Source organism: Variovorax sp. TLI9-5A (assembly GCF_056867935.1).
In genome coordinates this window covers 4,047,951-4,065,898 of the sequence record NZ_CP200310.1, presented here as the reverse complement: position 1 = coordinate 4,065,898, position 17,948 = coordinate 4,047,951, and the positions used below count along the sequence as shown (strand labels likewise).

At 68.0% G+C, this 17,948-nt stretch carries 18 protein-coding genes; 11 read left to right on the top strand and 7 right to left on the bottom strand.

Annotated features, from left to right (window positions below; translation table 11 throughout):
- Positions 1–155 precede the first annotated feature (155 nt).
- Both AC1VNX_RS19195 and AC1VNX_RS19190 read left to right on the top strand, forming a co-directional pair.
- On the top strand, positions 156–791 hold the full coding sequence (locus AC1VNX_RS19195) for a superoxide dismutase (RefSeq protein WP_483158432.1): 636 nt from the start codon (positions 156–158) through the stop codon (positions 789–791).
- Positions 792–802: 11 nt separating this feature from the next.
- Positions 803–1,735 carry a ZIP family metal transporter gene (locus AC1VNX_RS19190; RefSeq protein WP_483158430.1) on the top strand — a complete coding sequence of 311 codons (933 nt, stop codon included), beginning with the start codon at positions 803–805 and terminating at the stop codon, positions 1,733–1,735.
- A gap of 30 nt (positions 1,736–1,765) precedes the next feature.
- On the opposite strand, the gene AC1VNX_RS19185 is transcribed toward AC1VNX_RS19190, so the two are convergent.
- Positions 1,766–3,199 (bottom strand): aldehyde dehydrogenase family protein, encoded by a 1,434-nt coding sequence (locus AC1VNX_RS19185; protein WP_483158428.1) that lies wholly within the window; start codon positions 3,197–3,199, stop codon positions 1,766–1,768.
- A gap of 62 nt (positions 3,200–3,261) precedes the next feature.
- The gene (locus AC1VNX_RS19180; protein WP_483158426.1) at positions 3,262–3,816 is read right to left on the bottom strand and encodes a peroxiredoxin; all 555 of its coding nucleotides are present in this window, start codon (positions 3,814–3,816) and stop codon (positions 3,262–3,264) included.
- Between the two features lie 153 nt (positions 3,817–3,969).
- Between AC1VNX_RS19180 and AC1VNX_RS19175 the strand changes: the two genes are divergently transcribed.
- The 8 genes from AC1VNX_RS19175 (at position 3,970) to AC1VNX_RS19140 (ending at position 11,531) form a co-directional block, all read left to right on the top strand.
- On the top strand, positions 3,970–5,547 hold the full coding sequence (locus AC1VNX_RS19175) for a phospholipase D-like domain-containing protein (protein ID WP_483158424.1): 1,578 nt from the start codon (positions 3,970–3,972) through the stop codon (positions 5,545–5,547).
- A gap of 9 nt (positions 5,548–5,556) precedes the next feature.
- Complete coding sequence (locus tag AC1VNX_RS19170) at positions 5,557–6,330, top strand: sterol desaturase family protein (protein WP_483158422.1); 774 nt, start codon at positions 5,557–5,559, stop codon at positions 6,328–6,330.
- Complete coding sequence (locus AC1VNX_RS19165) at positions 6,311–7,252, top strand: fatty acid desaturase family protein (protein WP_483158420.1); 942 nt, start codon at positions 6,311–6,313, stop codon at positions 7,250–7,252. Before AC1VNX_RS19170 ends, AC1VNX_RS19165 begins: the two co-directional genes overlap by 20 nt.
- Before the next feature lie 3 nt (positions 7,253–7,255).
- On the top strand, positions 7,256–9,172 hold the full coding sequence (locus tag AC1VNX_RS19160; protein WP_483158418.1) for an iron-containing redox enzyme family protein: 1,917 nt from the start codon (positions 7,256–7,258) through the stop codon (positions 9,170–9,172).
- Positions 9,156–10,088, top strand: coding sequence for a DUF6999 family protein (locus tag AC1VNX_RS19155; RefSeq protein WP_483158416.1), 933 nt, complete (start codon positions 9,156–9,158; stop codon positions 10,086–10,088). The genes AC1VNX_RS19160 and AC1VNX_RS19155 overlap by 17 nt, the downstream gene beginning before the upstream one ends.
- Positions 10,089–10,114: 26 nt before the next feature.
- Positions 10,115–10,459 (top strand): hypothetical protein, encoded by a 345-nt coding sequence (locus AC1VNX_RS19150; RefSeq protein WP_483158414.1) that lies wholly within the window; start codon positions 10,115–10,117, stop codon positions 10,457–10,459.
- 4 nt (positions 10,460–10,463) lie between these two features.
- Entirely contained in the window at positions 10,464–10,694 is a 231-nt protein-coding gene (locus AC1VNX_RS19145) for a hypothetical protein (protein ID WP_019653008.1), read from the top strand.
- A 249-nt stretch (positions 10,695–10,943) separates the two neighbouring features.
- The gene (locus AC1VNX_RS19140) at positions 10,944–11,531 is read left to right on the top strand and encodes a hypothetical protein (RefSeq protein ID WP_483158412.1); all 588 of its coding nucleotides are present in this window, start codon (positions 10,944–10,946) and stop codon (positions 11,529–11,531) included.
- Positions 11,532–11,555: 24 nt separating this feature from the next.
- Here the strand turns inward: AC1VNX_RS19140 and AC1VNX_RS19135 are convergent, their stop codons facing one another.
- Positions 11,556–12,398 carry a metal-dependent hydrolase gene (locus AC1VNX_RS19135; protein WP_483158410.1) on the bottom strand — a complete coding sequence of 281 codons (843 nt, stop codon included), beginning with the start codon at positions 12,396–12,398 and terminating at the stop codon, positions 11,556–11,558.
- 130 nt (positions 12,399–12,528) lie between these two features.
- Here AC1VNX_RS19135 and AC1VNX_RS19130 point away from each other — a divergent pair, with 130 nt between their 5' ends.
- Entirely contained in the window at positions 12,529–13,164 is a 636-nt protein-coding gene (locus tag AC1VNX_RS19130; protein WP_483158408.1) for a TetR/AcrR family transcriptional regulator, read from the top strand.
- Here the strand turns inward: AC1VNX_RS19130 and AC1VNX_RS19125 are convergent.
- Genes AC1VNX_RS19125 through AC1VNX_RS19110 form a run of 4 tightly spaced genes read right to left on the bottom strand, consistent with a single transcriptional unit; the run spans position 13,161 to position 17,947 of the window.
- Positions 13,161–14,297 (bottom strand): ABC transporter permease, encoded by a 1,137-nt coding sequence (locus tag AC1VNX_RS19125; protein WP_483158405.1) that lies wholly within the window; start codon positions 14,295–14,297, stop codon positions 13,161–13,163. The two genes, AC1VNX_RS19130 and AC1VNX_RS19125, sit on opposite strands and share 4 nt — an antisense overlap.
- Entirely contained in the window at positions 14,297–15,481 is a 1,185-nt protein-coding gene (locus AC1VNX_RS19120; protein ID WP_483158403.1) for an ABC transporter permease, read from the bottom strand. Before AC1VNX_RS19120 ends, AC1VNX_RS19125 begins: the two co-directional genes overlap by 1 nt.
- 22 nt (positions 15,482–15,503) lie before the next feature.
- The gene (locus tag AC1VNX_RS19115; RefSeq protein WP_483158401.1) at positions 15,504–16,490 is read right to left on the bottom strand and encodes an HlyD family secretion protein; all 987 of its coding nucleotides are present in this window, start codon (positions 16,488–16,490) and stop codon (positions 15,504–15,506) included.
- Entirely contained in the window at positions 16,490–17,947 is a 1,458-nt protein-coding gene (locus tag AC1VNX_RS19110) for a TolC family protein (protein ID WP_483158399.1), read from the bottom strand. The genes AC1VNX_RS19115 and AC1VNX_RS19110 overlap by 1 nt, the downstream gene beginning before the upstream one ends.
- Position 17,948 lies beyond the last annotated feature (1 nt).

The following is a 17,948-nucleotide window of genomic DNA, read 5'->3' as shown; positions in this document are numbered from 1 at the left end:
TCGATCGTTGCCGAAAGCTTCCGGAATTGGCTGATTTGCGTCATCCGTGCCATGGTTGTCTTGACATGGACAATGAGAATTCCTATCATTTGAGCGCCTGAGTACGCACACGTCGACAACGCAAAGGGCTCTTTCAACCAAGGAGCTTCCCGACCGTGCCGTACACCCTGCCAGCCTTGCCCTATGCCTTCGATGCGCTCGAACCCCACATCGACGCGCAGACGATGGAAATCCACCATGGCAAGCACCACCAGACCTATGTGAGCAACCTCAACGCGGCGCTGAAAGACACGCTGCACGAGGGAACGCCGGTCGAAGATCTGATCGCCGGCCTCGAGCAATTGCCCGGGGCGCTGCGCGCGCCGGTGCGCAACAACGGCGGCGGGCATGCAAACCACACCCTGTTCTGGACCGTGATGGCGCCCGTCGGGCAGGGCGGCGGCGGGGTACCCACCGGGGCGCTTGCCAAGGCCATCGACGCCGACCTGGGAGGCTTCGACGCCTTCAAGGACGCATTCACCAAGGCCGCCCTCACACGCTTCGGCAGCGGTTGGGCGTGGCTCTCGGTGGGCCCCGGCGGCAAGCTCGCCGTGGAAAGCAGCGGCAACCAGGACAGCCCGCTGATGCGCGGCATCGGCTCGGGCAACATGCCGATCCTCGGGCTCGACGTCTGGGAGCACGCCTACTACCTCAAGTACCAGAACCGCCGCCCCGAGTACATCGCGGCCTTCTACAACGTCGTGAACTGGGCCGAAGTGGCCCGGCGCCACGCTGCCGCCACAGGCGGCTGAGGGGCAGAGGCATGAACGAGCCGCAACAGGGAACGGTGGCGCAGGCGCTGCAGCCGAGGCCCGGGCGGCCGGTGCGGCCAGTGCGTGAGCGGATCGGCTTCGCCATCGTCGCGGCCGGCGTGCTGGTAGGCGCCCTGCAGTTCTGGCAGTTCGTGCGATCCGATCCGCTGGTGTGGAACGCCTTGCTCGGCGGCTCGGTCGCGGCGCTGGCGACGGCGCTCGGCACGCTGCCGGTGCTGTTCTCGCAGAAGCTGCCCGAGCGGCTGCAGGACACGCTCTTCGGCTTCGGCGCCGGCGTGATGCTCGCGGCGAGCGCCTTCTCGCTGATCATTCCGGGCCTGGAGGCCGCGAAGAACGCAGGCACCTTCGGCGGCGGAAGCTGGGCGGCGGGCGGGGTGATCGGCTCCGCCATCCTGCTCGGGGGACTCGCGCTGATGCTGATGGATCGCGTGCTGCCGCACGAGCACTTCATCAAGGGCCGCGAAGGCAACGTGGCCAAGCAACTGCGCCGCACCTGGCTCTTCGTGTTTGCGATCGCGCTGCACAACGTGCCCGAGGGCCTGGCCATCGGCGTCGGCTACGCCGCCAACAACGGGCTGCGCGCCGACGCGCTGGCCACCGGCATCGCGATCCAGGATGTGCCGGAGGGCCTGGTCGTCGCGGTGGCGCTGCTGGCCGCGGGCTACGGCCGTGGGTTCGCCGTGCTCATTGGCATGCTCTCGGGGTTGGTCGAGCCGCTGGGTGCCGTGCTGGGCGCGGCCGTGGTCGGCCACTCGGCGATGCTGCTGCCCTGGGGGCTGGGCTTCGCGGCGGGCGCGATGCTGTTCGTGATCAGCCACGAGATCATTCCCGAGTCGCACCGCAAGGGGCACGAAGCCTTCGCCACGAGCGGGCTGATGATTGGCTTCGTGCTGATGATGCTGCTCGACACAGCGCTAGGCTGACGCGCCTGCCCGCGCGGCGCGCCAAGGGGCTCAGCCGTGCTTGACGGCAACGGTCTTCAGGGTGGTGAAGCCGTACAGCGCCTCGAAGCCCTTTTCGCGGCCATAGCCCGACGACTTCACGCCCCCGAAGGGCAGCTCGACGCCGCCGCCGGCGCCGTAGTTGTTGATGAACACCTGGCCGCTCTTCACGCGCTTGGCCATGCGGAACTGGCGTGCGCCGTCAGTCGTCCACACGCCGGCAACAAGGCCGAACTGCGTGGCGTTGGCCAGTGCGACAGCCTCGTCCTCGTCGGCGAACTGCATCGCGGCCAGCACCGGGCCAAACACTTCTTCCTGCGCGAGACGATGGCTCACCGGCACGTCGCGCAGCAGGGTGGGGGCCTGGTAGAAGCCGGTCTCGGGCGCTTCCTCGACCACGATGCCCTGCGCCACCATCGGGATGCCGGCGTGCTGGGCGTCGCTCAGGAAGTCCCACACGCGCTGCTGCTGCGTCTGGCGGATCAGCGGGCCTACGTCGAGATCCATGGCCGCGGGGCCGACGCGCAGCGCCTCGAAGGCGTGGCCCAGGCGCTCGAGCAGCGGCTCGTAGATGTCGCGCTGGATCAGCACACGCGAGCCGGCCGAGCAGGTCTGGCCGGCGTTCTGCACGATGGCGTTGATGACCACCGGAATGGCCGCGTCCAGGTCGGCGTCCGCAAAGATGATCTGCGGGCTCTTGCCGCCCAGTTCCAGCGTGACCGGGCAATGCCGCTCGGCCGCCACCTGCTGGATCAGCGTGCCGATCTTCGGGCTGCCGGTGAAGCTGATGTGGTCGATGCCCGCGTGCCGCGCGAGCGCGTCGCCCACCTCGTGGCCGTAGCCCGTCACGATGTTCAGTGCGCCGGCCGGGAACCCGACCTCGGCCGCCAGCTGCGCCACGCGGATCAGCGAGAGGCAGGCATCTTCCGCCGGCTTCACCACGCACACGTTGCCAGCCGCCAGGGCGCCGCCCACGCTGCGCCCGAAGATCTGCATCGGGTAGTTCCAGGGAATGATGTGGCCGGTGACGCCGTGCGGCTCGCGCCAGGTGAAGACGCTGTAGCCGTCCTGGTAGGGAATGGTCTCGCCGTGCAGCTTGTCGCAGGCGCCGGCATAGAACTCGAAGTAGCGCACCAGCGCCACCGCATCGGCGCGGGCCTGCTTGACCGGCTTGCCGCAGTCGCGCTGCTCGATCAGCGCGAGCTCGTCGACGTGCTCGGCGATCTTCTGCGAGAGCTTGAAAAGCAGGCGGCCGCGGTCGGCGGCGCTGACCTTGTGCCACACGCCCTCGAAGCAGTCGCGCGCGGCGCGCACGGCGGAGTCGATGTCGGCGGCATTGCTGCGCTGGATTTCGTCGAAGGGCTGGCCGTCGGAAGGGTCGATGACCGGCAGGGTGCGGCCGGAGGAGGACGGGACGTCCGCGTTGGCGATGTAGTTGAGCTGCATGGGGCTGGATTTTGCGCGAAGCATTCCAAACCCGCGGCCCGGCGGGACTCAGACCCCGGGCGCTACTTGGCCGCGCTCGCCTTCGGCAGCGCCTTCACCGCATTCAGCATCCGCTCCACATGCTTGTCCGGATTCAGGTTCTGGTAGTAGTAGGCGACCTTGCCGTCCGGCGCGATCACGTACGACAGGCGGTTGGCGAAGTCGGGGCGGGTCTGCATCAGGGCGTCGAAGCCCTGGATCACGGTCTTGCCTTCATCCGAGGCGACCGGGAAGCGGCTCTGGCATGACTTGACCGAGAACTTCGACAGGGTACCTATGTCGTCCGCCGAAACGCCGATCACGCTGGCGCCCAGCGCGGCGAACTGGTCGATGGCCTCGGCGAAGGCGTGGGCCTCGATGGAGCAGTCGTTGGAGTCGGCCGCAGGGAAGAAATAGACGACCACCGGGCCTTTGGCGAGCGCGTCGGCCAGCGAGTAGCGGAAGGTCTTGCCGCCGAGGGCGGCGTTGGCGGTGAACTTGGGCACCGGGTCGCCGATGTCGAGGGCGGCCCAGGTTGTATTCGTAAGAGCCGCAAAAAAGGCGAGGCAGGCGATGCGGTGGGGGAGTGAACGGGCCATGATGTAACTCCGCAGCGGTGTGGATCGAATTCTAGGCCGGAGCCTTCCCGAAAAGGAGGCTAAAAAGCGCCTTGAAACCGGAGCGGACCGGCCGGCGTACTGCAGGAACAAGGACAGAAAACCACAAGAACACGACCTCATGGAAACACGATCATGAACGCCTGGCTCCAATCATTTCTGCGCGTCGCGCTCGCGGGTGCGCTGATGGCGTTGCTTGGCGCCTGCGGCTCGCTGCCACCCGTCCGCGAGCGGCCCGCCGAATTCGCCGCATCCGCCGATCCCTCGACCACGCTCGCCAAGATTGCCTCCGCCTCCACGCCGCCCGACGAGCACTCGGGATTCCGGCTGATGCCGCTGGGCGTGTACTCGCTCGACGCGCGCATCCAGCTCGCCCAGCGGGCCCAGCGCTCGCTGGTGGTGCAGTACTACCAGCTCGAGAACGACCCCGTCGGCCGGCTGCTGCTGCGCACGCTGCGCGAGGCGGCGATGCGCGGCGTGAAGGTGCGGGTGCTGGTGGACGACCTGTACACCGTGAAAAGCCAGCAGCTGCTGCTGGCGCTGTCGGAGACGCCCAACGTGGACGTGCGCCTCTTCAACCCGTTCTGCTGCGGGCGCAACGGCTTCCTGTCGCGCTTCGCGGCCTCGCCTTGGGAGATCTCGCGGCTCAACCACCGCATGCACAACAAGCTCTTCATCGCCGACGGCGTGATGGCGGTGGTGGGCGGGCGCAACATCGCCGAGGAATATTTCGTGCTGAGCGAGGCGCAGAACTTCATCGACATGGACGCGCTGGTGGTCGGCAAGGTGGTGCCGCAGCTCGAATCGATCTTCGATGCCTACTGGAACAGCGAGCAGGTCTGGCCCATCGCCGACATCGTGACGGGCGAGGGTGGCCGCAAGCCGACCGGCGCCGACTTCGATGGCTGGGTTGGCATGGCCGCGCCGCCGCCGAAGATCGTGCTGCCGCCGTCCGACATCCTCGGCTACGGCCCCATAGCGGAGGAGCTCGACGCCGGCCGCATGGGGCTCCTGTGGGGCGAGGCCCGCGCGATCGCTGATCCACCCACCAAGCCCACGACCATGACGGCCGACGAGGCCATCGCCACCAGCGTCACGATGAAGGTCTGGGGGCTGTTGATGGACGCCAAGACGGAGGTCGACCTGACCTCGCCCTACCTCGTGCCGGGCGAGCGCGGCATGGAGGCCTTCCAGGACCTGACGCGGCGCAAGGTCAAGCTCACGCTGCTGACCAACTCGCTGGCGGCCAACGACGAGCCGCTGGTGCACACCGGCTACGCGCGCTACCGCGAACGGCTGCTGCGAAGCGGCGCTGACGTGTACGAGCTGAGCCCGCAGCGCACCAGCGCGGGCGAGCGCTTCGGCATGTTCGGCAAGTCGCTCGGGCGGCTGCACGCGAAGACGGCGGCCATCGACAAGACGCGCATCTTCATCGGCTCGATGAACCTCGATCCGCGCTCGGCCAGCCAGAACACCGAGATGGGGGTGGTGGTCGACAGCCCGCAGCTGGCGCGCGAGATGCTGCGGGTGATCAACATCAGCAAGCTGCAGAACTCCTACCGGCTGCGGCTGGCCAAGGACACCGGCACGCTGCAATGGCTGACCAACGACGGCGAGAAGGAGATGATCCTGACCTCGGAGCCCGAGTCGGGTTTCTTCCAGCGCTTCTACAACATGCTGATCGCGCCGATCGTCCCCGAGATGCTGTTGTAGCCTCGGGGGATGGCGCAGACTTTCACTTCGTTGTCCGCCCCGCAGGTCATGCTGTGGGGACTGCTTTTCTTCGGCGGCATCTATCTCTGCTTCGGCGCGGCCACCTGGCTGCTCACCAGGCGCGTGCTGCCGGCGCTGGGCATCGGGCGGGTGCTCGATCCGCGGCCGCTGCAGCCGGGGCAGCTTCGGCGCGAGCTGACGCAGTCGGGCGTGTCGGTGCTGATCTTCGGGCTGGGCATGGTGTTTCCCTGGGGGCTGCTGCAGCTGGGCTGGGCGCGGCTCGATCCCGATGCGGGCTGGCGGCAGATCGCGGTGGAGATCGTCGTGCTGGCAATCTGGAACGACGTGCACTTCTGGATCAACCACCGGCTGCTGCACACGCGCTGGCTGCGGCGCTTCCACGGGCCGCACCACCGCTCCTTCGTGACCACGCCGTGGTCGACCTACAGCTTCCACCCCATCGAGGCGCTGATGCTGGGCAACGTGATCCTGCTGCCGATGGTGGTGCACGACTTCAGCTTCTGGTCGCTGGCGGCGGTGCCGGTGTTCAGCCTGTTCTTCAACTGCGTCGGGCACTCGAACTACGACTTCTTCACGGGCGTGTCGTACAGCCACTGGTTCGCGGCGAGCCGCCGGCACCACCTGCACCACGCGGTGCACAACGGCAACTACGGCTTCCAGTTCACCTTCATGGACCGGCTGTTCGGCACGCGCGTGGCGGCCGATGCGGCCGAACCGGTTCTTCAGGCTTTCCGCAAGAAGCATGGCGCGACCACGGCCTGAGGTGAGCCGCCGCCTGCCGAGATTGCGTCACTGGCGCGACTGGCAGAGCCTTGCCTATCTCGTCGCCTTGCCCGCGCTGGCGGCGTGGCAGTGGTTCCATGGCTTCAACGTGGTGCTGTACGGGCTGATGCTGTTCCTGACGCTGGGCGTCGGCGTGATCCACCACAACCATGTGCACCTGCGCATGTGGCGCAGCCGGCGCATGAACCGGATCACGGACTTCTGGATCACGCTGCTGCAGGGCCATCCGACCTTCGTGTTCTGGCCCGCGCACGTCGCCAACCACCATCGCCACCGCCACGGGCCGAAGGACGTGGCGCGCACCTACCGCTTCGGCGGCGACACCAATCACCTGTGGGGGTACCTGCTGCATCCGTTCCAGGCCGTCTGGGTGCTGATGCCGCTGTTCTTCGCGTGGCTCGGCCGGCTGCGGCGGCACCGGCGGGGCGCCTGGCGCTACTGCATGGCGCAGTACGCGCTGTGGCTGGCGAGCTGGGCGGTGCTGCTGGCGATCGACTGGCGCAAGGCCCTGCTGTTCGTGATCGTGCCGCAGCTGCACGGCCTGCACTGGCTGCTGGCGACCAACTACCTGCAGCACGCGCACGCCGACGGCCGCAAACCCGCGCGGAAGGAGGCGCCGCGCGATACCGCGGGTAGCCGGTTGAACTACGCGCGCAATTTCGAAGGGCTGGTGAACCCCTTGCTGTTCAACATCGGCCTGCACACCGCACACCATGAGAACCCGCATGCCCACTGGTCCGAGCTCACCCGCCTGCATCGCGCGCATTACCGCGCGCGGGTGGACCCTGTGCTCAACGAGGGCGGGCTGGTGCCCTACATGGTGCGCGTCTTCGTGCTGGGGGCCGTGTGGCCGCGTTTTCGCAGCCGCCCGCTGATGCCCCGCGATCCATCAACCCACTGAACCATGCCTGTCCCATTCCAACGCGTGTACCTCGAAAGCGCCGGCTATTTCATGCCGGGCGAGCCCGTCTCCAACGACCACATGGACGCGTACATCGCGCCGCTCAACCGCATGTCGGAGCGCATCAAGCGGCGCATCCTGGCGGAGAACGGCATCCTCACGCGGCACTACGCCATTGACGCCGAGGGCATGACCCGGCACACCAACGCGCAGATGGCGGCCGGCGCGATCCGCGACTGCCTGCGGCGCGGCGGGGCGGAGCTCTCGCGGGTGTCGCTGCTGGCCAGCGGCTCCTCCGGCGGCGACACGCTGATGCCGGGCTTCGCCAACATGATCCAGGGCGAACTGGCGGCGCAGCCGATGGAAACACATTCGGTGCACGGCATCTGCGCCGCGGGCGTGTCGGCGATCCAGACCGCTGCGCAGGGCATCGAGCTGGGCGCGCACCGCTCGGCGATGGCGGTTGCCAGCGAGATGCCATCGCGCCTTTTCAAGCGTTCGCGCTTCGCGGCCCGCGGCTACGAGACCGACTTCGACTCGCACTTCCTGCGCTGGATGCTGTCCGATGGGGCAGGGGCCTTGATGCTGTCTGATGGCGCATCGGTCCTGGCAGGCTCGCCGGGCTTGCGGCTGAAGCTGAAGTGGGTGCACCAGCGCGCGTTCTCGGGCGACTACCCGGTCTGCATGCAGCTGGGGCTCACCGAGGATCGGGCGCGCGGGCATCTCGACTTCGGCTCCTGGGCGGAGGCCGAAGCGGCGGGGGCGCTGTCGCTGCGGCAGGACATCCGGCTGCTGCCGCACCTGTTCGACATCGGCATCCACGAGTACGCGGGGCTGGTTCGCGACGGCTGGGTCGATCCGAAGCGGGTCGATCACTTCCTGTGCCACTACTCGTCGGAAAAATTCATCCCGGTGGTCGAGGACCTGATGGCCAAGGCCGACCTGTCGATCCCGCGCGAGCGCTGGTGGAGCAACCTCGCGTGGCGCGGCAATACGGGGGCGGCGTCGATCCTGGTGATGCTGGCGGAGTTCCTGCACACCAAGGCGCTGAAACCGGGCGAGCAGATCTTCTGCTACGTGCCGGAATCGGGACGCTTCATGGCGGCGTACATGCTGTGGGAGGTGGAGGCCGTCGATGCGGCGCCCGTCGCGGTGGCGCCACGCGCCGCGGCCGTGTCGGACGACGATCTCGTGATAGCGCCCCCGCACGACCCCGCCGCCGCGCCCGAAGGGCTGGGCGCGCTGCTGACCGAGCTGGCCGCCATCTGGCACGACTACCGCTCGCGCGTGTGGCGCACGCCGCTGATCCGCCAGATCCGCGAGCGCCGTTTTGCCGTGCCCGACTACCTGAACTGGATGGAGCAATGGGTGCCGCAGGTGCGCGAAGGCAGCAAGTGGATGCGCGAAGGCGCTGCCTCGCTGAGCGAGCCGTACCAGGTGCTGGCCTCGCTGATCGGTGTGCACGCGGGCGAGGAGCAGAACGACTTCAACATCCTTTTCAGCGACTACCGCAAGGCGGGTGGCACGGTCGAGAACATCGAGGACCTGCGCCGCAACCCCGGCGGCGAGGCCCTCAACGCCTACCTGCACGGCCTTGCCGCCACGCGCGACCCGATCGGCCTGCTGGGCGCGATCTACATCATCGAAGGCACGGGCCAGCGCATCGTGCCGGCGCTGCTGCCGCTGCTCAAGGCGAGCCTGAAGCTGCCGCCGGACGCCTTCCGCTTCCTGGAGTACCACGGCCACAACGACGAGAACCACCTGAGCCGCTGGCTCACGGCGGTGGAAATGGTGATGGCGGTGGAAGGGCAGCCGCGCGCCGCCAGCCAGATCGTCGAGACGGCGCGCCACACGGCCGCGCTGTACCTGATGCAGTTCCAACACATCACGCAGCGGATGCCCCATGGATCGAACGCCTGAATTTCTGAAGCAAGCCCACGACGAGCGCGACCCCAGCCCCTGGCTGGCGCTCTACCTCGACCAGAGCACACCGCTGCCGGACGACGTCAAGTCCGCCTGGCTGGCCGATTCGAGCTCGGGTTCGCGCCAGTACCTGCTGCCTTTTTTGCGGCCGATCGCGCGGCTGACCATCATCCTGATCCAGATCGCCAAGGTGTTCGTGCCGCGCAACTGGTCGCATTCGCTCCTGCTGCACCGGCTGCTGGCCTGGGGGCTCAAGCGCTTCGTGTCGCCGGAGGCCAACTGGCTGATCCTGCGGCACTTCCACCTGGGCTCGCAGATCCTGGCCTTCATCGGGCGCAATTCGCCGGCGCCGGTGGCCACCAGCCCTCTGGAGCCGGCCGACATCGACGCGCTGAAGGACGAGATGTTCCTGAAGCACGACCTGAACCTCTTCAACTTCGTGATCAGGCTGAACACCGCGCTGCGCGACAAGGGGTTGGCGCTGGGCAAGGCGGAAAAAGTCGATTTCTCGATGATCAAGGAGCCAGGGCTGCGGCTGGAAGACATGCCGCAGGGCAGGCTCAACTTTCTGGATCTGCAAAGCGCCATCGAACTCTTCACGCCGCTGTACCAGTTGATGCTCACGGACAACGATTTCTGGCGGGCAGCCAATTCCCTGCAGCTCGATGAAACCATCGGCATCTACGCGGCGACGATCCTGAACGCGCCGGAGCACCTGATTCTGGTCAACAACAAGCACCCGCTGGTGCCGCTGTCGACCCTGCGAGCGGGGCACCGGCTGGTGATCCACGGGCTGTCCACTGAAATGCTTCACAGCCTGCTGCAGCGGATGCAGGCGGCCCAGCAGAAGGCCGGAAAGGCCGCAACTGCCGACCCGCCGGAGACAACCCTGTACGAGCAGCCACTTGCATAGGCGTATGCTGCCCCCAGATGCCGATCATGAACACGACCGATAATCCGTCTCCCAAGGCCGATCTGGCGGTGACCCATGTTTTGGCGCAACTGCTGGAAAAGCTCGAGCACAGCCCCGTACCCGTGGGTGCGGAGCAGTACCGCTCCGTGGTCGAACACCTCGTGCACGAGTTCGAGGACATAGAGCAGGGCGCCGAACTCGGTCGCCTGCTCGATGCCTATCCGGCCGCGGCCGAGGTGTACGAGAACCTCAACTACCAGCACGCCGGGCTTTGCCGCTCGGCGTTGGACGCTTCCCTGGCGGCCGAAATCGGTGCCCGGGAAGCCATTGCACGCGCGATGCGCCGTGCCGAACCAAACAGCAAGGACTAAATGCATGGCGAAGGGTGAAGTGAAGACGGCAGTGGTGGCGGACGGCCTGCGCTACAAGTCGAAGGCGCCGGGTTCGCCATTCCGCGCCTCGGCCTCCTTCAGCGGGGCGACCATGTCGTGCTTCATGTGCGGCAAGCACCGCGTGCGCTCGCAGCTGCGAACCCGCCAGGTGCTGGGCAAGTCGCAGACCGTCTGCGCGCCTTCGTGCAAGGCGCTCGACGAAGCCCTCGAATAAGGGCTTTCTGCCTCTGGTGCGGGCGAGCTGCTAGCACATCGACGAGGCATTTTGGCGACATTTCCTCGTGCATAAGTCACGGAATGGCCTTCCACATTCCCGGTAATCGCTATACAGTTGGACACAAATGATGCATGTAATTGCATGTAATCAAAAATCCATTCAGTCGCCGATTTCCAATGAATTGCTGCCAAGCCGTCCACGCCCCGTGCGGGCCACGGAATTCAACCTTTGCTGAGGGGCTCTGCCATGGCTAAGTCGCGCCACGTGGTCATGCAGGTGGTCAGGCGCTCCTCCGGCAGCGCCACGCACCATGTCGAGTTCCTGATGGACGACAACTTCGCCGAGCGGCTGCGCCAGCTGCGTTCCCTGGTGCCGCCGCTGGGCAGCCTCAACAAGCAGCGCGACCTGGTCATCGACAAGGTGCGCGTGCGCCTGCCCAACGCCATCTGGCGCTCGGGCAACGAGATCGAGATGGATGGCGGCGTGGACGGCTCCTGCATCGTCATCGCCGCCGAGGGCTCGTTCAACTGCGGCGGCAAGGACCGCAAGACGCGCGAGAAGCTCGTCACATACAACTTCTCGATCGCGCGCCTGATCGAGCTGCACGCGGAGCGCCCCGAGGGCGAAACGCTCTACATCCGCGACGGCGTGTTCGCCAACGACGAACCGGCCGAATCGCCGGCCGGCCGCTGGGTCGCGTCGATGCACGAGCTGGAAGTGGTGATGCGCGTGCCGGACGCCCCGTCCGACTTCGACACCCTGCACGATCTGCAGATGCGCCCCGAGCACCAGCAGGCCGGCGGCAACACGACGACCCGCGCGACCTTCTTCTGAGCGATTGAGCGCGGGCCGGCGCCGTCAGCGCGCGGCCGCCGCCTCAGGCGCTACGCCCACCGGCGTGTATTGCGCGCGGTTGTCCGCGAGCCAGCGCTCCGAGAGGCTGCTGTCCTGCTGCATCGGATGGAAATCGGTGCGCAGGTAGCTGCGCCAGCCGGCGATGTTGCCGCGCAGCAGGCCGTCGCGGCTCAGCAGGATGCGCGCGGCGCTCTTCCAGGTCGACCATTTCCACAGCTGCTTTTCGTGGCGCAGGTTGTCGATGGTCTGGCGCATCAGGTCGCCCAGAAACATCATCGTGACGCGGCGGAACCAGCGCGTGCGCCATTCGTCGGAGCCGCCCGCGGCCTTGTAGATGTCGAAGGCCACGCTCTTGTGCTCCAGCTCTTCGGCGCTGTGCCACAGCCACATGGTGCGCAGCCGGGGCTCGGCGCCGTCGAGGATGCCGGGATGGGCCAGCAGCCACTCGGCGAACATGGCCGTGAAGTGCTCGGTGGCCGCAGTCACCGCCAGCGCGTGGCGCGGGTCGGCGCCTTCCATCAGCTCCATGCGCTTGCTGGCGCGGGCCGTCCAGCGGTCGACCAGCCCCTGGTTCTCCAGATGGTTGTTGAAGAGCGAATGAATGCGCCGGTGCGTGGCCTCCTGTCCGATGAAGCCGCGCACGTCGGCCTTGTGCTGCTCCTGCGTCTCGGGCGGCAGCGTGGCGACGGCGTCGCGCACCGCGTCGATGAAGAATTGCTCGCCGAAGGGGAAACTCATCGAAAGGGCGTTGAAGAAAGCGGTCGAGAATGCGTCGCCGCCGCACCAGTTGCGCGCGAAGGGCGGTTGCAGGTCGATCAGCAGGCGGCGTACAACGAGGTCGGTCATGGGAACAAGCCTTGGAAAAGCATGGATTGCGTGGGGCGGGTCTGTTGGTACATCTGCGTACCGCGTGCTGCCATGTTGCAATTGTGAATTGGTACTGTCAAGTACCCGGGCGTAGGAAAATGTGTCCTCCATGAGCGAAACCATCGAAAGACCGGCTCCCTCCAAGTCCGCGGAGGGCCCCGGGAGCGAGCACTACGCGCGCCTGCTGCAGGGCATGGCGCATGCCGTGGCGGCCAAGGGCTATGCCGAGACCACCATTGCCGACATCGTGCGCGAGGCCGCGGTGTCGCGCCGCACTTTCTACGAGCACTTCAGCACCAAGACCGAGTGCCTGATCGCGCTCTATGAAACCGCCAGCCGGCTGGCGCTGCAGGCGGTGAGCGAGGCCTTCGATCCGGCGCAGCCGTGGCATGCGCAGGTCGAGCAGGCGATGACGGCGTATTTCGATTACCTCGCGCAAGACCCGGTGCTGCTGCGCACGCTGTTCGTGGAAATCCTGGGCCTCGGAATGCCGGGGCTCGTGGTGCGGCGACGGGTGAACGACGAGATCGCCAACTTCATCCAGGCCGCCATCAACAGCAGCGGCAACGGCGACGCGGAAGGCCCCGCTGTGCATCTCACGAGTGAGATGGCGATGACGGTGGTGGGCGGCATCAACGAACTGGTGCTGCAGGCCATCGAGCAGAACCGCGCGGGCGACCTGCGCGAACTGGTGGCGCCTGCCACTCGGCTGGTGCGCGCCGTGGCCGCAGAGAGCCGACGCTAGGCCTGCTTCGGCGTTGTGGCCACGAGCCGGAGCGTCAGAAGCCCCGCCACGGTCAACGCCAGCAGCGCGCCCAGATAGGGCAGCACGTCATGCAGCGGCGCGCCCATCTGGTTGAGCCGCAGCGAGGCCTGGATGCCCGATGTGCTCGGAAAGAGCCAGCGCAACGCCCGCAATGGCTCCGGCAAGGCCTCCACGGGCCACGAGAAGCCCGAGAGAAACGCCATCGGAAGCGCCGTGAACAGCAGCACCTGCAAGGCCCGCTCGCGGTCGCGGAACCAGCAGCCCAGCAGCAGCCCCACCGTGCAGATCGCCGGCACGTAGAACGCCAGCAGCACCAGCGCGCCCAAGGGGTTGCCGCCGCGCGGGTAGTCCTGCAGGAAGAACACCCAGCCGAAGTAGAAGAGGCCGCTCAGGAAGCCGAACGCCGAGAGCGCTCCCAGCCGTCCCAGCCAGGCGCCCATCGAGGCCCGCAGCCGCCCAGCCTCGGCCCAGGTGCCGGCCAGCATCGCCACGCCCATCAGCAGCGTCTGCTGCAGGATCAGCAAGGCCACCGCCGGCACCACGTAGCTGCCGTAGCCCTCGGTGGGGTTGAACAGCGCGATGAGTTGCGTGTTGAGCGGACTGCGGCTGCGTGCCGCCTGCACCGCGCTCTGGCCGCCGGCCTGCAGCTTGCGGATCTCGACGCCCGCCGACACCGTGCCCACGGCCTCCGAGAAGCCGTACAGCACCGCCTTGTTGAGCAGCGCATAGGCGCCGTTGCCCTCGATGGTGACCACGGCCGAGGTGCCGCGCAGCACGTTGCGCTTCAGGTCGGCCGGCAGCAGCGCATAGCCCTCGATTTCGCCGCGCCACAGCGCTTGCTGCGCCTCGCCCACGTCCCCGGTGACCATGCGCACGTCCAGACGTGGGTTGGCCATGGCGAAGCGCGCGATCTGCCTCGACAGGCCGGTGTGGTCCTGGTCGACCACCGCCACCGGCACGCGCGTCACGGCCTGCGTGCCGTAGGGCCACGGATAGAAGAAGCCGTAGATGATGGGGGCGAGCAGCATGATCAGCAGCACACCCTTGTCGCGCAGCACCGCGAGCGCGGTTTCGCGCCATGCGGAGCCGAAGCGGAGGCCTTCGTCAGCCATCAGCGTCCACCCCAGCTCTCGGGCGCCTTGGCGGCCTTCACCAGCGCCCCGGCGCATGCTGCCATCAGCACGCCCGTGCCCAGCACCATCCACAGCGGTGTCGCCACCGAGTACGCCACCGGCGCGCCCATCTGCAGCTGCTCCATCTGCACGCGGATGTAGTGCGTGTAGGGCAGCAGGTTGGCCCAGAGCTGCGCCAGCAGCGGCATCGCCACCAGCGGAAAGCCCACGCCGCCGAACGCAAAGGCAGGCGCGGTGATGAAGCCCGTGGCCGACAGGGCGGTGCGCAGCGAGCGCGTGAGCGCCGCCACGAAGGCCCCCAGCGCGATCGACAGCGCCAGGAAGACCAGCAGCGCGAAGAGCGTCCACCCGAGCGAGCCGACCGGGTGCCAGCCCCGGCCCGCGGTGATCCACAGCATCGCCGCCAGCGCCACCACCGACAGGCTCGCGAACGGCAGCACCAGCTTGCCCGCCAGTGCGGCCAGCACCTCGTGCCACCGGGGCGCGGCACCCAGCCATTCGCCGATGCTGCGGTCGCGCAGCTCGCGTCCCACGGCCCAGGCGCCGGCCGTCATCGCAAGGATGTGCAGCAGCGCCGGAATCAGCGCGGCCCCGAGGAACTGCTCGTAGTCGGTCGACGTGTTGAAGAGCGCCACCATGCTCGCCTTGATCGGCTCCATGCTCACGCGCGCCGCCTTCATCGACTCGCCGCGCTTGTTGCGCACAGTGAGCTCGACCCCGCCCGAGACGGTGCCCACGGCGGTGCGCACGTCGCGCTGGATCAGGCTCGAATGCGTGCCCAGCTGCGCGTTGTGCAGCAGCACGACCTGCCCGGCACGGCCTTGCTTCACGTCGCGGCTCAGCTCGCGCGGCAGCTGCACTGCCGCGTCGACGGCGCCGCTGGTCAGTGCGCGCGCCATCTCGCCTTCGTCGCTGTAGCGCTGCGCCACGCGCAGGCCGGGCGTGGCGTCGAGAAAACGCACCACCTGCCGCGAGAGCGAGGAGTGGTCCTGGTCGAGCACGCCGATCGGCAGTCGCTCGGGCAGGCCGGCCGAGAAGATCCACCAGATCAGGAACACCCCGAGCAGCGGCACCCACGAGATCATCGCGAGGTCCCACGGGCGCGTGCGCAGCAGCGCGAACTCGCGCCTGGCGCTGGCGGTGGAGAAGCCGCGGAGGCTCATCGCGGAAATCCGTGCAACCGCGTCAGTCCACCAGCACGCTCATGCCGGGCCGCGCGCCGTCGATGGGCTTGAGCGGCCGCGCGCGGACCTCGAAGGTGCGCACGTCGAAGCCGGTGCCGCCGCGCGTGGCGCGCCACGTCGCGAAGTCGGGCAGCACGGCGCTGTAGTAGACCTTGAAGCGGGCCGTGCGCTTGCCCTCGGGCAGCGCGGGCAGGTGCGCGTCGAACTCGTCGCCCAGCGCGAAGCGGGAGAGCCGGTCTTCGCGCACGTTCAGCACCACCCATTGGTCGCTCAGGTCGACCACCGTGACCACCGCCACGCCCTGCGGCGAAAGCTCGCCGACCTTCGCCAGCACCTTGGCCACTTCGCCAGCCACGGGGCTGCGCAGCTCGGTCTCGGCCTTGGCGGCTTCGGCCTCGGCCACCACGCCGGCGACCTGGCGGGCCTGCGCGCTGGCTGCGGCCTTGTCCTCGGGGCGGGCGCCGGTGCGCGCCATGTCGTACTGCGCCTTGGCCGCGATGGCTGCGTCGCGCGAAGCCTTCCAGTTGGCCTCGGCTTCGTCGCGCTTCTGGTCGGCCACCAGGCCGTCGCGCGCCAGTCCGTCGACGCGGCGGAACGAGGTTTGCGCGAGCTGCGCAGCGGTTTCGGCGCGCTGCCACTGCATGCGCGCCATTTCCACTTCCTGCGGGCGGGCGCCGTTCTGCGCCTTCTCGGCGACGGCCTGCGCGGCCTGTTCGGCGGCGGTGGCCTGTGCGAGCTTGGCACGCACCTCGGGGCTGTCCATTCGCACCAGCACGGTGCCGGCCTGGATGCGGTCGCCTTCCTTCACCGGCACCTCGGCGATGCGCGCCGTCACCTTGCCGGCGACGTCGGTCTCGCGCGCCTCCATCTGGCCCTGGAACACTTCCGGCGCGGGCCGCGACGCGCGCCAGAAACCCCAGACGAGCAGCGCCAGCACGAGCAGGGCGGCAAAGATCGCGATCAGTTTTCGGGTCTTGGCACTCATCATCAATTCACCTTCACGTCGGCACGCGCGATGTAGTCGGAAAACTTCTCGGAAAGCCCCGCGCTCTCGAGCAGCTGCGCGAGCGCCTGCACGTAGTCGTTGGCGGCTTGCGCGCGTTCGGTCAGCACCTTGGCCTGGTTGGTCTCGGCGTCGATCAGGTCGAGCGTGGTGCTCGTGCCCTCGCGCAGGCCGGCGGTGCGCAGCTTCACGACCTCCTGGGCCAGCTCGACCGAAGCCTTCATCTCCAGGTACTGGCGCCGCGCGTTCTCCAGTGCGCGCCAGTTGCGCTCGACCAGCAGCGAGATGTCGCTGCGCGCCTGCGCGTCGGTGCGTTCGGCCTGTTCTACCTGCTTGAGCGAGGCGGCCGAGAGCTTGTCGCGGTCGACTGAGTCGTACAGCGTCCAGCGCACGCCGACGCCGGCAACCCAGTCCGCATTGCCGCTCTTGAGCTCGCGCGTGCCGAAGGCGATCACCTGCGGCCGGCGCAGCGCCTCTTCGCCTTCGTGCAACTGCTCGGCCTGCGATTTCTTGGCCGCGACCTTGTCGAGACCCGGGTGCCGCGTGAGCGCCGAGTCGATGAAGTAGTTCAGCGGCTCGATCGGCGTGCTGATGAGAAAGAGCGGCGTCTGGGGCGCCACGCTGCCGTCGGCGCGCACCGTGCGGGCCAGCGCGACGGACGCGAGCGCTGCGTCGTTCTCGGCCTTGCGCGCGTTGCGGCGCGCTTCTTCATACGCGGCGCTCGCCTGCAGCCGCTCGACGCGCGAGATCACGCCGGCCGCCAGCATCTTCTGCGCCGCCGAGTCGTGCTGGGCGATGGTGCGCTCGGCCTGCAGGCGCAGGGCGGCAGCGCGGCGTGCGAGCTGCGCGCCGAAGTAGCGCTGCACGAGCAGGGTATCGACCTCGTGACCGGCCTGTTCGGCATCGGCCTGCGCCTCGCGCGTCTGGGCCGATACGAAGCCGCGCACCGCGTCCGTCGCGCCGCCCACGTAGAGCGGCCACACGGCCGAGATCGACGCGTTGGCGCCGGTGTCGTGGCGGTTGAGCGTGTAGCTGTTGGGCAGCTGCGGAATCGGCACCCGCGCGATCACGCTCTGGATGGAGGTCGGCAGCGAGGAGCCGAGTTGCCCGAGCTTCTGGTTGAGCGGGTCGAGGTCGAGATTCAGGTTTGCGTTGTAGGCATAGGCCAGCCCCGAGACGCTGATCGACGGGCCGCCCAGGCCCTTGAGGCCCTGGCTCTGCAGTTCCTTGGCGTCGACGGCCGCGCGGGCGGCGGCCAGCTTGTCGGAGCGGTCGATCATGCGGGCGCGCGCGGCGTCGAAGCTGAGGGAGAGAGCGTCGTCGCGGCCGGCTTGCGGCTGGGTCTGTGCGAAGGCCGGGCTGCACAGCACCAGCAGCGCCGGCAGCGCCGGCAGCAGGCTCGGCAGGAAGGGGCGAGTGGCGTGGCGGGTTCGTGTCGTCATC

Bases quoted from the DNA above. Each gene is read 5' to 3' on its own strand.
- AC1VNX_RS19170 (WP_483158422.1), top strand. From the start codon at position 5,557: ATGGCGCAGACTTTCACTTCGTTGTCCGCCCCGCAGGTCATGCTGTGG.
- AC1VNX_RS19110 (WP_483158399.1), bottom strand. From the start codon at position 17,947: ATGACGACACGAACCCGCCACGCCACTCGCCCCTTCCTGCCGAGCCTG.
- AC1VNX_RS19115 (WP_483158401.1), bottom strand. From the start codon at position 16,490: ATGATGAGTGCCAAGACCCGAAAACTGATCGCGATCTTTGCCGCCCTG.
- AC1VNX_RS19155 (WP_483158416.1), top strand. From the start codon at position 9,156: ATGGATCGAACGCCTGAATTTCTGAAGCAAGCCCACGACGAGCGCGAC.
- AC1VNX_RS19180 (WP_483158426.1), bottom strand. From the start codon at position 3,816: ATGGCCCGTTCACTCCCCCACCGCATCGCCTGCCTCGCCTTTTTTGCG.
- AC1VNX_RS19160 (WP_483158418.1), top strand. From the start codon at position 7,256: ATGCCTGTCCCATTCCAACGCGTGTACCTCGAAAGCGCCGGCTATTTC.
- AC1VNX_RS19145 (WP_019653008.1), top strand. From the start codon at position 10,464: ATGGCGAAGGGTGAAGTGAAGACGGCAGTGGTGGCGGACGGCCTGCGC.
- AC1VNX_RS19140 (WP_483158412.1), top strand. From the start codon at position 10,944: ATGGCTAAGTCGCGCCACGTGGTCATGCAGGTGGTCAGGCGCTCCTCC.
- AC1VNX_RS19190 (WP_483158430.1), top strand. From the start codon at position 803: ATGAACGAGCCGCAACAGGGAACGGTGGCGCAGGCGCTGCAGCCGAGG.
- AC1VNX_RS19150 (WP_483158414.1), top strand. From the start codon at position 10,115: ATGAACACGACCGATAATCCGTCTCCCAAGGCCGATCTGGCGGTGACC.
- AC1VNX_RS19120 (WP_483158403.1), bottom strand. From the start codon at position 15,481: ATGAGCCTCCGCGGCTTCTCCACCGCCAGCGCCAGGCGCGAGTTCGCG.
- AC1VNX_RS19135 (WP_483158410.1), bottom strand. From the start codon at position 12,398: ATGACCGACCTCGTTGTACGCCGCCTGCTGATCGACCTGCAACCGCCC.
- AC1VNX_RS19185 (WP_483158428.1), bottom strand. From the start codon at position 3,199: ATGCAGCTCAACTACATCGCCAACGCGGACGTCCCGTCCTCCTCCGGC.
- AC1VNX_RS19125 (WP_483158405.1), bottom strand. From the start codon at position 14,297: ATGGCTGACGAAGGCCTCCGCTTCGGCTCCGCATGGCGCGAAACCGCG.
- AC1VNX_RS19175 (WP_483158424.1), top strand. From the start codon at position 3,970: ATGAACGCCTGGCTCCAATCATTTCTGCGCGTCGCGCTCGCGGGTGCG.
- AC1VNX_RS19130 (WP_483158408.1), top strand. From the start codon at position 12,529: ATGAGCGAAACCATCGAAAGACCGGCTCCCTCCAAGTCCGCGGAGGGC.
- AC1VNX_RS19165 (WP_483158420.1), top strand. From the start codon at position 6,311: ATGGCGCGACCACGGCCTGAGGTGAGCCGCCGCCTGCCGAGATTGCGT.